The organism is Thalassospira marina (assembly GCF_002844375.1).
GTDB lineage: Bacteria > Pseudomonadota > Alphaproteobacteria > Rhodospirillales > Thalassospiraceae > Thalassospira > Thalassospira marina.
Genome location: NZ_CP024199.1, coordinates 4,054,173 through 4,069,171, shown reverse-complemented (window position 1 = coordinate 4,069,171; position 14,999 = coordinate 4,054,173). Strand labels below are relative to the sequence as shown.

11 protein-coding genes and 1 riboswitch are annotated in these 14,999 nt (G+C 56.6%); of the genes, 5 read left to right on the top strand and 6 right to left on the bottom strand.

Annotated features, from left to right (window positions below; translation table 11 throughout):
* Nucleotides 1-310: 310 nt before the first annotated feature.
* The 3 genes from thiE to CSC3H3_RS18460 form a co-directional block, all read right to left on the bottom strand.
* Nucleotides 311-976 (bottom strand): thiamine phosphate synthase, encoded by a 666-nt coding sequence (thiE, locus tag CSC3H3_RS18470; RefSeq protein WP_101285773.1) that lies wholly within the window; start codon nt 974-976, stop codon nt 311-313.
* Complete coding sequence (gene thiM / locus CSC3H3_RS18465) at nt 976-1,788, bottom strand: hydroxyethylthiazole kinase (protein WP_101286324.1); 813 nt, start codon at nt 1,786-1,788, stop codon at nt 976-978. The genes thiE and thiM overlap by 1 nt, the downstream gene beginning before the upstream one ends.
* Before the next feature lie 66 nt (nt 1,789-1,854).
* A riboswitch (TPP riboswitch) is annotated at nt 1,855-1,976 on the bottom strand.
* A gap of 189 nt (nt 1,977-2,165) precedes the next feature.
* Complete coding sequence (locus tag CSC3H3_RS18460; RefSeq protein WP_101285772.1) at nt 2,166-4,538, bottom strand: Tex family protein; 2,373 nt, start codon at nt 4,536-4,538, stop codon at nt 2,166-2,168.
* 182 nt (nt 4,539-4,720) lie between these two features.
* Here CSC3H3_RS18460 and CSC3H3_RS25175 point away from each other — a divergent pair, with 182 nt between their 5' ends.
* Nucleotides 4,721-5,065 carry a DUF1674 domain-containing protein gene (locus CSC3H3_RS25175; RefSeq protein ID WP_425444967.1) on the top strand — a complete coding sequence of 115 codons (345 nt, stop codon included), beginning with the start codon at nt 4,721-4,723 and terminating at the stop codon, nt 5,063-5,065.
* A gap of 115 nt (nt 5,066-5,180) precedes the next feature.
* Here the strand turns inward: CSC3H3_RS25175 and CSC3H3_RS18450 are convergent, their stop codons facing one another.
* Complete coding sequence (locus tag CSC3H3_RS18450; RefSeq protein ID WP_101286323.1) at nt 5,181-6,107, bottom strand: AraC family transcriptional regulator; 927 nt, start codon at nt 6,105-6,107, stop codon at nt 5,181-5,183.
* 143 nt (nt 6,108-6,250) lie between these two features.
* On the opposite strand from CSC3H3_RS18450, the gene CSC3H3_RS18445 reads away from it, so the two are divergent.
* Nucleotides 6,251-7,276 (top strand): SDR family oxidoreductase, encoded by a 1,026-nt coding sequence (locus CSC3H3_RS18445; RefSeq protein ID WP_101285771.1) that lies wholly within the window; start codon nt 6,251-6,253, stop codon nt 7,274-7,276.
* 96 nt (nt 7,277-7,372) lie between these two features.
* On the opposite strand, the gene rpe is transcribed toward CSC3H3_RS18445, so the two are convergent.
* Nucleotides 7,373-8,038, bottom strand: coding sequence for a ribulose-phosphate 3-epimerase (rpe, locus tag CSC3H3_RS18440; RefSeq protein ID WP_101286322.1), 666 nt, complete (start codon nt 8,036-8,038; stop codon nt 7,373-7,375).
* Nucleotides 8,039-8,161: 123 nt separating this feature from the next.
* Nucleotides 8,162-9,526: an RsmB/NOP family class I SAM-dependent RNA methyltransferase gene (locus tag CSC3H3_RS18435; protein WP_245881182.1), complete on the bottom strand. Its 1,365-nt coding sequence runs from the start codon at nt 9,524-9,526 to the stop codon at nt 8,162-8,164.
* Between the two features lie 184 nt (nt 9,527-9,710).
* Between CSC3H3_RS18435 and CSC3H3_RS18430 the strand changes: the two genes are divergently transcribed.
* The 3 genes from CSC3H3_RS18430 to purH all read left to right on the top strand — a co-directional run bounded on the left by CSC3H3_RS18430 (nt 9,711) and on the right by purH (nt 14,901).
* Nucleotides 9,711-10,754: an MraY family glycosyltransferase gene (locus CSC3H3_RS18430; protein ID WP_101285770.1), complete on the top strand. Its 1,044-nt coding sequence runs from the start codon at nt 9,711-9,713 to the stop codon at nt 10,752-10,754.
* Nucleotides 10,755-10,875: 121 nt separating this feature from the next.
* Nucleotides 10,876-12,834 carry a polysaccharide biosynthesis protein gene (locus CSC3H3_RS18425; RefSeq protein ID WP_101285769.1) on the top strand — a complete coding sequence of 653 codons (1,959 nt, stop codon included), beginning with the start codon at nt 10,876-10,878 and terminating at the stop codon, nt 12,832-12,834.
* 489 nt (nt 12,835-13,323) lie between these two features.
* Nucleotides 13,324-14,901, top strand: coding sequence for a bifunctional phosphoribosylaminoimidazolecarboxamide formyltransferase/IMP cyclohydrolase (purH, locus tag CSC3H3_RS18420; protein WP_101269117.1), 1,578 nt, complete (start codon nt 13,324-13,326; stop codon nt 14,899-14,901).
* Nucleotides 14,902-14,999: the final 98 nt, after the last annotated feature.

The following is a 14,999-nucleotide window of genomic DNA, read 5'->3' as shown; positions in this document are numbered from 1 at the left end:
CGAATGAGGCAATTCCATGCCATATTTGCATGTGAAATTGCCATTTGCGGCAGTTTAAAGCCCCGCAAGGCGTTGTTTGCGGGGCTTTTTTGGTGGTTATTTCAATTTTTGGCCATTTTGCCACAATTTTGGCAGCTAAAACCGGGTTTCTGCCCTGCATATAACGCAAGGCGACGGCTTGGGGTGTATATCTTCAACGTTGCCGTGCATCCTGCCCTGCGCATGGGGTTAAAATTAACCAATTGGGGGCAGAGTCGCCGGTTTGCCCGCCCTGTTTTCAGCTATCAGGCGGGCATGTTCAAATCGTGCGTCAGGCCAGTTTGCCCGCAGAAATTTGCTGTTGGGCATGGCTGATGGTTTTTGCCAGTTCGCAGGTTGCCAGTTCCGGGTCCGGCTGGCCACAGATGGCCGAAACAACGGCAAGCCCCTGGGCACCGCTTTTAAAAACATCCATGGCATGGGGGCCTTTGATGCCGCCAATGGCAACACCGGGCATCGGGCACAGGGCGGAAAGGCGGGCGAGGCCGTCAAAACCAATGGCGGGTTTATGGTCGGGCTTGGTGCTGGTCGCAAATACCGGGCCAATGCCAACATAATCGACAATTTCCGGGTCAAGGTTGCCTGCTGCGGCCTCGGACTCGATCGAAAGGCCAAGGATTTTGCCTGCACCCAGCTTTTCGCGGGCTTTGGCCGCCGGGATATCATCCTGCCCGATATGAAGCCCGTGGGCATCAAGGGCAATCGCGGCATCGATATTGTCGTTAATGATCAAGGGCACGCCGGTTCCCGCCATGGCCTGCATCAATTCGCGGCCCAGGGCGATGAATTCGTCGGTGCTGGCCGTTTTATGACGTAACTGCACCAGCGTCGCCCCGCCGCGAATGGCGGCCATTGTAGTTTCCAGCATGGAATGATCCCGACACAGGTCGGGATCAAGGATCAGATATAGCGACAGATCAAAAGCATCACATGCCATCAGAGAACCTCGATCCGGGCGTTGGTTTCAAGGGCCGCAGCATCCAGATTATAAAGTGCATCAAGAAAGGCCGTGGCAAAGCTGGCCGGGCCGGATGCCGATTGTTGTGCCATTTTGCCTGCGGCGGCAAAGCAGGCCAGGGCGGCAATGGTGGCGTTAAACGGTGCGCGCGGACAAATGGCGGCAAAGGCACCAACAAGGGCGGTCAGCGAACATCCCATCGCCGTGATTTTCGGCATCAGATCAGACCCGCCATGCACCCGAACAGACTGGATGCCATCGGTGATGAAATCGGCTGTGCCGGTAACAGCAACCACGCATTTCTGGCTTTGGGCCAGGTTTTTGGCGGCTTCTTCGGCCTGTTCAACAGGGTCGCCGCTATCAACGCCCTGACCGGCACTTTGCCCACCGGCAAGGGCGATTATTTCTGATGCATTGCCGCGAATGATGGTGGGGTGCAGTGTCAAAAGTTCGGCCACGGTGTTCCGGCGAAATTGGGTGGCAAAATGTGCCACCGGGTCAAGGATCCAGGGTTTTCCGGCACTGTTTGCGCCTTTGGCTGCTTCTTTCATCCCCTCAACCCATTCGGTCGAAAGGGTGCCGATATTAACGGTTAATGCACCGGCAATGGCGGCAAATTCACCGCTTTCTTCGGGGGCATGGACCATGGCCGGGGATGCACCAGCCGCCAGCAGCGTATTGGCGGCAATATTCATGGCCACATAATTGGTGATGCAATGAACCAGCGGGGCGGCTTTGCGCATATCGGTCAGAAGCTGTGCCGGTGAAAGGTTTTTGGCGTCGTCAGTCATATTAAGGCTCCCATGCAGGTGCGGTTGGAAACCCAGTTCGAAGCCGGAATGATGGTTAAACGCATGATCAGGCGTTTGCACCCTCCCTACGCCAGTATGAACTGGATCAGGTTCAACGGGTCACTGCGCTGTCTGGATCAGGCGTGGCAGTTTCTCAGCCCCCTGTCGGGGCTCCCCTTGGTGAACCCGCAAGATGGGTTTTGTTCGCGCGGCTGTCAATCCGCTGTTTTCTGCCAGGAAATAACGCTGGGCTATTTGCGCAAAAAGAAAGGCAGGAAGCCATATGCCACCTGCCTTTCACACCGGTTATCGTACCGGATTTCTGATCTGGTTTTCTGCGAATTGCGGCTGTTGTGCGCCCGCCACTCGCAAAATGCTTATTTACGGCGTTCCATCGCGGCTTTCAGGGCTGCGGCCATTGCACCACCACCAGCATCCCCGGCGGACCCGGCCGATGCATTGCCACGGCCATTATTGCCGTTTTGGCGGCGGGGCTGGTTGCGGTCATGGTTGTTATGGCGCGCGCCTGCGGGCTGGCTGCGCTGTTCGCGGCGGTCCTGTGCCCCTTCATAATCCGGGGCGGATTTCATCGACAGGCCGATGCGTTTACGCGGTGCGTCCACTTCCATCACGGTGACAGAAACGATCTGCCCTGCTTTGACCACTTCGCGCGGGTCAGCGACAAATTTGTCCGCCAGTTGCGAAATGTGAACCAGGCCGTCCTGATGCACGCCAATATCAACAAACGCCCCAAAATTGGTAACGTTGGTCACGGTGCCTTCCAGCTTCATGCCGACTTTCAAATCCTTGATTTCATTGACGCCATCAATGAATTTCGCGGTTTTGAATTCCGGGCGCGGGTCACGGCCGGGTTTATCCAGCTCGGCCAGAATGTCGCGGATGGTGGGCACACCAAAAACATCATCGGCGAATTTTTCCGGCCGCAGGGTTTTCAGAAACGGCGAATCCCCAATGATGCTGGCCAGATCACGGCTGCTTTCACGGCTGATTTTTTCAATCACCGGGTAGGCTTCCGGGTGCACTGCCGACGCATCAAGCGGGTTTTCCCCGCCGCGAATGCGCAAAAAGCCCGCACATTGTTCAAAGGCTTTCGGCCCCAGGCGTTCGACCTTGCGCAAATCTGCGCGCGAACGGAACGCTCCATTGACGTCACGATAACCAACAATGTTCCGCGCCAGCCCTTCGCTAAGCCCGGCAACGCGGGTCAGAAGCGGGATTGATGCGGTATTAAGGTCCACGCCCACGCCGTTCACGCAATCTTCGACCACGGCATCAAGCGACCGTGCCAGCTTGGTTTCCGAAACGTCATGCTGATACTGGCCAACACCGATGGATTTGGGGTCGATCTTAACCAGTTCTGCCAGCGGGTCCTGCAGGCGGCGCGCAATGGATGCCGCACCACGCAATGATACGTCCAGATCGGGGAATTCCTCGGCGGCAAATTGCGACGCCGAATAAACCGATGCCCCGGCTTCGTTAACGATAACCTTGGTCGCCTTGATTTGCGGAAAGGCATTAAGCAGCATACCCGCAAGCTGGTCCGTCTCGCGCGAGAAGGTGCCGTTGCCAATCGCGATCAGCTCGATCTTGTGTTTTGCCGCCAGGGCGGCCAGGGTGTTAATCGAACCCTGAACATCGTTACGGGGCTGGAACGGATAAACCGTTGCCGTATCCACCAGCTTGCCGGTGGCATCGACCACGGCAACCTTCACGCCGGTACGTACCCCCGGGTCCAGGCCCATGGTGGCCTTTTGCCCCGCCGGAGCCGCCAACAGCAGGTCTTTCAGGTTATCGGCAAAAACCTTGATCGCATCTTCTTCGGCGCTGTCACGCAAATTGCCAAACAAATCAAGCTCGATCGACAGCGACAGTTTGACGCGCCAGGTAAAGCGCACGGTATCGGCCAGCCATTTATCGGCAGGGCGGCCCTGGTTGCGAATACCAAAATGGGCGGCAATCACGGTTTCAGCACGGCCCGGTTCGCCGCGCGGGCGGTCTTCATCTTCGGCACCCAGCGTCAGTTTGATCTGCAAAATGCCTTCATTGCGGCCACGGAACAATGCCAGCGCACGGTGCGACGGGCAGGTTTTGATCTTTTCCGAATGGCTGAAATAATCCGAAAACTTTGCCCCTTCGGCTTCCTTGCCATCAATGACGCTGGCGGTAATTTCACCGTCATCCCACAAAAGCTGGCGCAGACGGGCAACCAGGTCGGCATCTTCGGCAAAACGTTCCATCAAAATCTGGCGGGCACCATCCAGCGCGGCCTTGGTATCTTCAATGGCCTTTTCCGCATCAATGAATTTGGCCGCTTCGGCTTCCGGGTCGAGTTGCGGGTTTGCCAGCAGGGCATCGGCCAGCGGTTCCAGCCCGGCTTCACGGGCAATCTGGGCTTTGGTGCGGCGCTTTTTCTTGAAGGGCAGATACAAATCTTCAAGGCGGGTTTTGGTGTCAGCCTCGTTAATCGCCTTTTCCAGCTCCGGCGTCAGTTTTTCCTGTTCGCGGATGCTTTCGATGACGGAAGCGCGGCGTTCTTCAAGTTCGGTCAGGTAACGCAGGCGTTCATCCAGATTACGCAACTGGGTATCGTCCAGACCGCCGGTCTTTTCCTTGCGGTAACGGGCAATGAAGGGCACGGTCGAGCCTTCATTTAACAATTCGATGGTGGCAAGGACCTGTTCGGGGCGAACAGAAAGTTCTTCGGCGATACGCTGGGGAATTGAACGCATGGTTTCTCCTTGTTTTGCTCGTCCGCTTGAAATAGCGGCTTTCCTTCGCGCTGGAAAGAGTCAGTTTGCGGCAATCACAAGGCAGCCATCGGCTGCCGGGACTTGTCGATTGCGGCTTACGGGGCTATCTGTTGGACAAAGCTTTGAAAATGCCGTGCAAGCGGCCCAGACCGGAGATTCCCATGGCCGGAAAATTTCGTGAAACCGTGGTCCAGCGTTCCAGCCAGTCGGTTGGTAAAACGCCAAACCCTGCAGGCGCGCCCGCTGCCACCCCGGATGAAACGGCGGCTGCCGCCGCTGCTGGCAGCCCGGAAATTGCCGGTGCCAGCCAGGTGCCGGATGTAAACGCGCCCCAACAGGCAAGTGACGAAACTCCAGCGCCGAAACTCTCGCAGGATGCGATTAACGCACTGGCCGAAGCCAAGGCCTTTCGCGAGGCAGCCCAGCGTGAAATTGGCGGCCCCAAAGGCCCCGAACCCACCCGCTTTGGCGATTGGGAACATAAAGGCCGCTGTATTGATTTTTAAGTTTGCCTCGCCCTTGAAACACGCAAGGGCGTGCAAGCATCAAAAGACCGGTTTCCGCAAGGGGGCCGGTCTTTTTGTTTGTGATCGGGGCAATGCTTGTGCCGGTGGTTTTGTCTTATGGCAGGTGTGGCGCGCTTTGTTTGCGGTAGGTATTGGGCGAAATGCCAATCACCCGTTTGAACGCGTTGCTAAAGGCGCTTTCAGACCCGTAACCAAGGGATTGGGCAATAACGGTGATGGATGTGGTTTCTTCGCGCAGCTGGCGTTCGGCCAGGTGCATGCGCCAGGCCGTCAAATAGCTTAGCGGCGATATGCCTGCGATATTCTTGAAATAAAGGGCAAAGGCCGTGCGTGACATGGCACAGGCCTGGGCCAGTTCGCGCAGGTGCCAGGGGTGATCGGGGGTTTCATGCATGGCACGAATGGCCGGGGCGATGCGCAAATCGCTAATCGCGCGCAGCCAGCCTGCCGGCAGCAGGTCGCTATTGGCAAGATGGGCGCGAATGACCTGAATAAACAATAATTGCGTCAGTTGGGATGATGCCAGTTGGGTGCCGGGCAGGGCGGCGGCCCGTTCTTCGATCAATTGATCAAGCAGCAGGCGAAATGTTTTGGCATAGGGTGATGCCGCGCGGATGTGAATCCAGGATGGCAGGATATCGGCCAGTAAATGCCCGCGTTGCGGGTCCAGCAGGATATGGCCGCCAATATGGGTAAAATCCTGCCCGTCGCCCAGTTGCGCGGTTGTGCGTCCGCGCGCTGAAAAAAGGCTTACGGCCTCAAGCGGTTCAATATCGGCATCGTTAAACAGGGTAAAGGACTGGCGCCGCGCCAGCAGGGCAACATCGCCGGTTTCGAATTTGACGGCCTTTGCCGCCTCTTCAAGCCGCACCATGCATTCGCCTTTGGCGATGGCAAAGAATTTGATTTTGTCGCGCCCGGGAAAGCGGATGGACCATTTCCCGCCCGCGGTAAAGCCGCCGGTGGTGACGGCTTCGGCATTGGTCAGTTTTAAAATGTCGGAAAAGGGATCGCTGCTCATTTCGGGACTTTTGCGCAATTAAAGCGAATTTTCAAGTATTCAAAATCCCGGTGCATCGGCATAGCGTCAAATCCGGTTGTTTCACAAAACCGGGTGGCGGGAACGGGTCCTGCTGCCAGGGGTTTGTTTGCCAGGAAAATTCGATGCAAAAAGAAACGGTGCTGGTGACCGGCGGGACCGGCTTTATCGCCCAATATTGTATGATTGCCCTGCTTGAGGCGGGTTATCACGTGCGCACAACGGTGCGTTCGCTTTCGCGCGAGGGCGAGGTCCGCGCTTATCTGAAAACAGGCGGGGTGGATGCTGGCCCGAACCTGTCCTTTGTCCAGGCGGATTTGACCCGTGATGCCGGTTGGGCGGATGCCTGTTCGGGATGCGCCTTTGTCATGCATGGCGCATCGCCAACACCCTCGGGCGATCAGACCCGCGAGGAAGACTGGATCAACCCCGCCGTCGAGGGCAATTTGCGGGTTTTGCGCGCGGCAAAGGCTGCGGGCGTGCGCCGTGTGGTACTGACATCCGCCTTTGGTGCGGTTGGGGTCGGGCATGGCAATATTGGCCGCCCGTTTAATGAAACGGACTGGACCAATCTTTCAGGCAGGATCTGGCCCTATCAGAAATCCAAAACCCTGTCGGAAAGGGTCGCGTGGGATTATATCGCACGCGATGGAATCGGGCTCGAACTTTCCGCAATCAACCCGGTTGCCGTTCTGGGCCCGGCACTTGGCCCGGATTTTTCCCATTCCATCCGCTTGATCAAAAACCTGCTGGAAGGGCAGGGTGGCTGCCCGAAAATCAATTCCGGTTTTGTTGATGTCCGCGACGTTGCCGATTTGCATCTGCGCGCCATGACCAATCCCGCCGCGGCAGGGGAACGTTTTTTGGCAATTTCGGGTGAAAGCCTGTGGATGATCGACGTTGCCCGCATATTAAGACAGCATCTGGGGCAGGCCGCACATTGTGTCCCCCGGCGTGAAGTGCCAAACTGGGTTATCCGCCTGGCGGCATTGCGTAAACCCGGCCTGAAGGGCATTGCTACTTTGCTGGGCAAAAACATGAATGCCAGCAGCGACAAGGCAAAACAGCTTCTGGGTTGGTCCCCCCGCCCCGCCGAAAACGCCATTATCGCCACGGCAGAAAGCCTGATCCGGCTTGGACTGGTGAATTAATCTGCAATAACCTACGCGCATGTTGACATGACAAAGGCCGGGCGAAACTGCACCGGCCTTTGTGAATTTGTTGGCGTGCCCGGTGGGTTTGGGCCGTTATTCGCCGCGAATGGCTTTGATGTTTGGGGCATACTGGCTGGGGCCGCCTTTGAAGGTGGCGGAACCGGCGACAAGAACGTCGGCACCAGCGGCAATCACATCGCGGGCGATTTCCGGGTTTACCCCGCCATCGACTTCAAGGTCGATATGCCGGCCGGTCGCCTCGATCATTTTGCGGATGCGTTTGATCTTTTCAAGCTGGCTGGGAATGAATTTCTGGCCGCCAAAGCCGGGATTGACGGTCATGACCAGCACCAGATCGACCAGATCCATGACATATTTAATGACATTTTCCGGGGTCGACGGGTTCAGCGAGACACCAGCCTTTTTGCCAAGGGACTTGATCAGTTGCAGGCTGCGATGCAGGTGTGGGCCTGCTTCGGCATGGATGGTGATAATGTCCGATCCGGCATCGGCGAAGGCCTGGATATAGGGATCAACCGGGGCAATCATCAGATGGACGTCAAAGACCTTGTCGGTATGCGGGCGCAGGGCCTTAACCACATCCGGGCCAATGGTAATGTTGGGCACGTAATGGCCATCCATCACATCGATATGGATGTAATCGGCGCCTGCAGCGTCAATCGCGGCGACTTCTTCGCCCAGTTTGGCGAAATCTGCGGAAAGGATTGACGGGGCAATCTTGATGTTTTGCGTTGTCATGCGCGCACGGTCCTGATCGTAACACGGTGGAAAAACGGGAAATCGGCCGATGTGATAGCGCAATTTCCCCTGTTTGTCACCCGAACCGGCCTGCAAAGGCGTGCGGATGATGGTTTGGCAGCCTTAGGCGCGCGTTTTAACCAGCCGGGCGCAATAAAACCCGTCCATGCCGCCCATTTCCGCCATGTGAATTGGCAAAATCCGCAATTCACCAGCATCGGTAATCGCTTCGTCCCAGCCACCCAGTTCATCGGCGGTAATGGGCTTGCGTTGATAATTCGGGTGGTCGGCCAGGAAGGATTTAACCTGGAACTCGCCTTCATCGGGTTGCAGCGAACAGGTGCAATAAATCAACTCGCCACCGACATTCAGGATTTTATCGGCCTGCAACAGCAGTTTTTGCTGAATGGGCAGCAGGGCCTTCATCAGGGCATCGTTTTGACGCAGCAAAATATCGGGATGGCGGCGAATGGTGCCAGTGGCCGAGCAGGGCGCATCAAGCAAAACGGCATCTGCAACCGGGGCATCAGCGGCAAGTGCGGTGGCATCACCGGTTACAATGGCCGCGCCCAGGCCAACACGTTCCAGGTTTTCAAAAACCCGGCGCAGGCGCCCTTCGGATTTATCAACCGCAATGGTGTTGGCCCCGCGTGCGGCAAGCTGCATGGTTTTTCCACCCGGTGCGGCGCACAGATCATAGATCGTTTTGCCTTCGTAATGGGAAAACAGGGTGGCGGGCAGGGCTGCGGCGGCATCCTGCACCCACCATTTGCCGTCTTTATAACCCGGCAGATCGCGAATGCGCTGGCCGCTTTCAAGGCGGATGGTACCGGTCGGAAGCAGGGTGCCCCCCAGTTTTTCGGCCCATTCGGCGCGTTCTTCGGCATCGCGCACGGAAATGTCGAGTTTGGCATGGCCCAGGCTGGCACGCGCGATATCGCGCATTTCATCGGCACCATAGGCCTTTTTCCAAACACCACGCAGCCATGCCGGAATGTTAAGCTGCCAGTCTTCGACCCCGTCGGGCAGTTCCAGCCTGTCGCGCTGCAGGCCGCGCAATACGGCGTTGACCAGCTTTATATATTTGTGCAGCCCGGCATCCCGCGCGAGATTTACCGTACTGTCCACGGCGCCATGTTCGGAAACATCCATGAAAAACAGCTGGGTCACGCCCAGGCGCATGATGTTGGTCAGGCGGTTGGCGGTACGGTCCTGCGGCGGGTGATAGCGTGGGGCAAGGATGGCATCAATTTCACCCAGATGGCGCAGTGTGCTGCCCAGAAGCTGACGCAGGAAATTACGATCCCTTGAAGGCAGGCCATATCCGTGTTTGGTCAGCAGTTCATCAAGGGTTACCTCGCCACCACGCAATTCCTGCAGGGTCTTGAGCGCAAGCATGCGCGGATCCTGAAGCACGGGGGCGGGGGCCTTGTTGTTGCGGGCATCACTGTTACGGTGGCCCTGGCGGTTTGAACGGCTTTCACGCACGGAAGGGGTTCTCCTTGAATAATGTAACCGTGTAAGTAAGCGCGATGATAAAGAGTGTAAAGCGTCTTGCCTGCAATTCAGCCCTGCCGCGAGACGCGGTGAAGGTTTCATCTGAAAAACCTTGCGGTTGCAGGTCAGCATCGGTAATCCAGAAACTCTATGCCATTTAAGACGGGTTTATCCAATGTCCTTTGCCGCCCTTGCCGGTTTTTCCGGTGGTTTGCTGGTTGCCTCGCTGCTGCTGACCGGGGTGGTGCTGCGCTATCTGCGCCATAAGGCCATTCTCGATATGCCCAATCACCGGTCCAGCCATGCGGTGCCAACACCGCGTGGTGGCGGGCTGGCGGTTACGCCCTTGTTGCTGTTGATGCTTGCGGGGGTAACATTGTGGTTTGGTGCCGCGCCGGGCGGGGTGGTCTGGTCGCGCTGGCTGATGCTGGCGGCCGCCATTGGCCTTGCCGCGATTTGCTGGATGGATGACCGGCATGATCTTTCGGCACGTTTGCGGTTCGGCTTTCAGTTTGTTGCTGTCATTTGCGGGGTAACCGCGCTGAACGGCCCGGTTTTGCAGGGGCTTGTTCCCCTGTGGCTTGACCATGTGCTGGTGGTTTTTGCCTGGGTCTGGTTTGTGAACCTGTTTAATTTCATGGATGGTATTGATGGAATTTCAGGGGTCGAGGCCGGATCCATCGGCGCGGGTGTGTTTATTGTCTCGCTTTTGGCGGTAACACCGGCCTTTGTTGATCTGGGTGTGATCGGCCTTGGTATTGCAGCCATTATGCTGGGCTTTCTGATTTGGAATTGGCACCCGGCCAAACTGTTTTTGGGTGATGTCGGATCAATCCCGCTGGGATATGTGCTGGGTTGGCTGTTGCTGGAACTGGCATCGCGCGGGGCCTGGTTACCGGCCCTTATTTTCCCGGCCTATTATTTGTTTGATGCCACCTTTACGCTGTTGCGCCGCGCCCTTCGCGGGGAAAAAATATGGCAGGCGCATCGACAGCATGCCTATCAGGTGGCAACGGGCCGCGGCATGAGTCACGCACAGGTTTCCCTTTTGATTTTGCTGGCAAATATTGCCCTGATTGCCGCGGTTTTTGCGCCCTTGCCGCTGGTGATTTCGGGTGCGGTTGCGCGGTTGGTGATTGCCACGGTGATTGTTTTGTTGCTGGTGGGTGTTTTGCGCTTTTGGCCGGTTGCAGCGAGGCTGGATGCTGCACGCAAATAAGCCGTGGTCTGGCGACCTTTGCTTGACTTGGCGTGGGCAGGACGCGAAAAGATCGATAGATCAGAAAATTAAAATGCAGTCCGTCATTTGATGGCGCGCACAAAAGCGGTTCGGGAAATTTATGTGGCGATTGATACAGCGTAGCCAGGTGGCATTTGCCCATGACGTGATCATGGCGGCGATATCTTTTCCGCTGGCCCTGTATCTGCGTGTTGGCGATGCCCTGCCATATTTCGTGCCGCAAAACATGGCGCTGGCCACCCTTGGCTTTGCCGTGCTTTCGGGCTGTATTTTCTGGCTGTTTGGCCTTTATCGCGGCATTTGGCGTTATGCATCGCTTAATGACCTGTCGCGCATTGCCAAGGCGGTGACGCTGGCAATTGCCGTTTTGTTTGCGGTGCTGTTTTTAACCACCCGTCTGGACTGGTTGCCGCGTTCGGCACCGATCATTCAGTGGTTTTTGTTAATGGCGCTTCTGGGTGGGCCGCGCCTTGCCTATCGCGTGGTCAAGGACCGGTCGGTTTCCCGTGCGCTGGAACGCCAGGGCGAAAGCCGCATTCCCATTTTGCTGATCGGGGCGGGCGACGAATCCGAAGCATTCATTCGTGAAACCCGCCGTTCTGCGCTGGCACCCTTTGATGTGGTGGGCATTGTCGGCCTGACCGATGGCCGTGTTGGCCGCAAAATGCATGGCGTTCAGGTGTTTGATACGGTTGATAACCTTGAAGCCACACTGGAAAAACTTGAAAAATCACGTATTGCGCACCGGCCGCGCAAGCTGGTTTTAACCGGCAATGCCCTTCGCCATCCCGATATTGGCAAATGGGTGGAAATAGCGGATCGCCGTGGCGTGGTTTTGTCGCGCCTGCCCAAACTGGGTGATCTGCGCGATGGTATATCGGACCCGCTGCAAATTCGCCCTGTTGCGATTGAAGATTTGCTGGGCCGCCCCGAAGCGCGCCTCGACCGCGACAAAGTACGTCAAATGATCACCGGTCGCCGGGTGCTGGTAACCGGTGCTGGCGGGTCCATCGGTTCGGAACTGGTGCGTCAGATCGCAAGTTATGGCCCGGCCCATATTTGCCTGTTTGATGCGGGTGAATATAACCTTTACGCCATTGATATGGAGATGTCGGAGAAACATCCCGCCCTTCCGCGTTATAGCGTATTGGGCGATGTGCGCGACCGGGTGCGCCTGGATCAGGTTTTTGCCATTGAAAAACCCGATATCGTCTTTCATGCCGCAGCCTACAAGCATGTGCCGCTGGTTGAACATAACCCCAATGAAGGGATTTTGACCAACACCATTGGCACCCGCAATGTGGCCGAGGCCTGCCGTGCGGCCGATGTTGAAACCATGGTTCTGATTTCGACCGACAAGGCCGTAAACCCGGCCAATGTTATGGGGGCCTCGAAACGCCTGGCGGAATGTTATTGCCAGGCGCTGGAAACCCTTAGCGATGAAGAACGGGGCAAAACCCGGTTCGTCACGGTTCGATTTGGGAATGTGCTGGGATCAACCGGGTCGGTCGTGCCGCTGTTTCGCCGCCAGCTTGAAGCTGGTGGGCCACTTACCGTGACCCATGAAGGCATTACCCGTTATTTCATGACGATTGCCGAGGCTGTTGAACTGGTGTTGCAGGCCGCAGAACTGGGCCGGCAGGGTGTGACGGCGGGCGGCAAGATTTTTGTTCTTGATATGGGGCGCCCGGTCAAAATTGTTGATCTGGCCCGGCAGATGATTTTGCTGGCCGGTTTGCGCCCGGGCAAGGATGTGGAAATAAAGGTCACCGGCTTGCGCCCCGGTGAAAAACTTTATGAAGAACTGTTCCATGATTCTGAACCCCCCCAGCCCACCGCGACCGAAGGTGTGTTGCTGGCAGCCCCCCGCGTGCTGGATTACGCCGTGATCAAATCGGTGCTGGAAGAACTGGCCGAAAGTGCCACGGCACGCAATTCAGAACGGACGCTGGAACTGGTATCGCAACTGGTGCCCGAATTCCAACCGCCTGAAATTGGGGTCAGTTCGATCCTTGCCCAGCAGCAGGCCGAAATTGCCAATCGTGCGATTGATGCCTGATGGCGTTGCTGCCAAAGAGCACGTCGCATTTAATCTGCACCATTTTGCCAGAGACAGTCTTCTGTCGCACAAGGTAAAGATCCGCAGAGTGTAGCGGGGCCACGACCACGGACCCTGATGGAGTGGGGCGGAAGACTGTCTTGGCCCGAAGGGTTGATTTTGGCGACATTTCGCGGCGTTACAGCGTTTGACCGGTGCGCCGCATTGCTCAAACGCTGTGCCTTGCCAAACGGTTCGCCAAAAACATAGAAAATGATACCGATTAAGCACGACGTGCTCGAAAAACGGGCAGCCTGCATTTGTGATGACGAGATAGCCGCCTTGCAACAATTCGGGGTCCACATTTGACCCGTTGCGTGTTATTGCTCCGCCCGAAATCGGGCCGGGCCCATTAATGATGGATATTTCCGGAAATTGTCTTCGTGAAACCATGATTAATGCGCCCGGGCCATGTTGCTGTATCCGTTCCTGCATGAAAGCGAAGCCAAGATGACTGCCCGTATTGCGCGCGCGCTGATTTCCGTTTCCGATAAATCCGGCCTGGTTGAATTTGCCAAATCCCTCCATGAAAAGGGTGTCGAAATTCTTTCGACCGGTGGTTCTGCCAAGGCAATTGAAGCTGCCGGTATTCCGGTCAAGGAAGTTGCCTCTCACACCGGTTTTCCCGAAATTATGGATGGCCGTGTCAAAACGCTGCATCCGAAAATTCATGGGGGTCTTCTGGGCCGTCGTTCTGTCGAAAGCCACATGCAGGCGATGACGGATAACGACATCACCCCGATCGACCTGGTGGCTGTGAACCTGTATCCGTTCGAAGAAACCGTTGCCAAAGGCGCCGATTACGACACCTGCATCGAAAATATCGATATTGGTGGCCCCGGCATGATCCGTTCGGCCGCGAAAAACCATGAATCGGTTACCGTTATCGTCGATCCGGCCGATTATGACCGCGTGATTGCCGAAATGGGCGATAATGATGGTGCGACCACCTATGAAACCCGCCGTGCCCTGGCTGCCAAGGCCTATGCCCGTACCGGTGCCTATGATGCGGCGATTTCAACCTGGTTTGCAGGCCAGCTTGGTGAAACCTTCCCGCAGCGTTTGAATGTTTCGGGCGAGCTGAAACAGACCCTGCGTTATGGCGAAAACCCGCACCAGCAGGCTGCATTTTACACCAACGGTAAAAACCGCCCGGGTGTGGCAACTGCAACCCAGCTTCAGGGCAAGGAACTGTCGTTTAACAACCTGAACGACACCGATGCTGCCTTTGAACTGGTTTCGGAATTTGCCGAAAAGCCGGCTGTTGCGATTATCAAACATGCCAACCCCTGTGGTGTCGCCGAAGGCGAGACCCTGATTGATGCCTATCACAAGGCCCTGTCCTGTGACCCGGTTTCGGCATTTGGTGGCATCATTGCCGTTAACCGTACGCTTGATGCAGCAACGGCCGAAGAAATTGCCAAACTGTTTGCCGAAGTCGTGATCGCACCGGATGCAGACGATGCCGCCAAGGCCGTTCTGGCATCGAAAAAGAACCTGCGTGTTCTGATCACCGGTGGCATGGCCGACCCGGAAGCCGAAGACATGACCCTGCGGTCGCTGGCAGGTGGTTACCTGTTGCAGAACCGCGATGCTGGCCGCGTGAAACGCGAAGAGCTGAAGGTCGTGACCAAACGTGCGCCGTCCGAACAGGAACTTGATGACCTGTTATTTGCCTTCCGTGTTGGTAAACATGTGAAGTCAAATGCCATTGTTTATGTCAAGGAAGGCAAAACCGTTGGTATTGGCGCCGGTCAGATGAGCCGTGTTGACAGCTCGCGCATTGCGGCGTGGAAAGCGGAAGAAGCCGGTAAAAACGCCGGTGAAGATGCCCTGCGTACTGCGGGTTCTGTTGTTTCAAGCGACGCCTTCTTCCCGTTTGCCGATGGCCTGCTCGCCGCTGTCAAGGCCGGTGCAACGGCTGTGATCCAGCCGGGTGGCTCGATGCGCGATCAGGAAGTGATCGATGCGGCCGATGAAAACAACATCGCCATGGTCTTTACCGGAATGCGTCATTTCCGGCATTGATTTTCAGCCCTGCCAAGGGCCTGAATGATAAACGGCGGCCTGCATGACAGGCCGCCGTTTTTATTTGGATTTGCTGATAATGTGCCAGCATCGGCAAT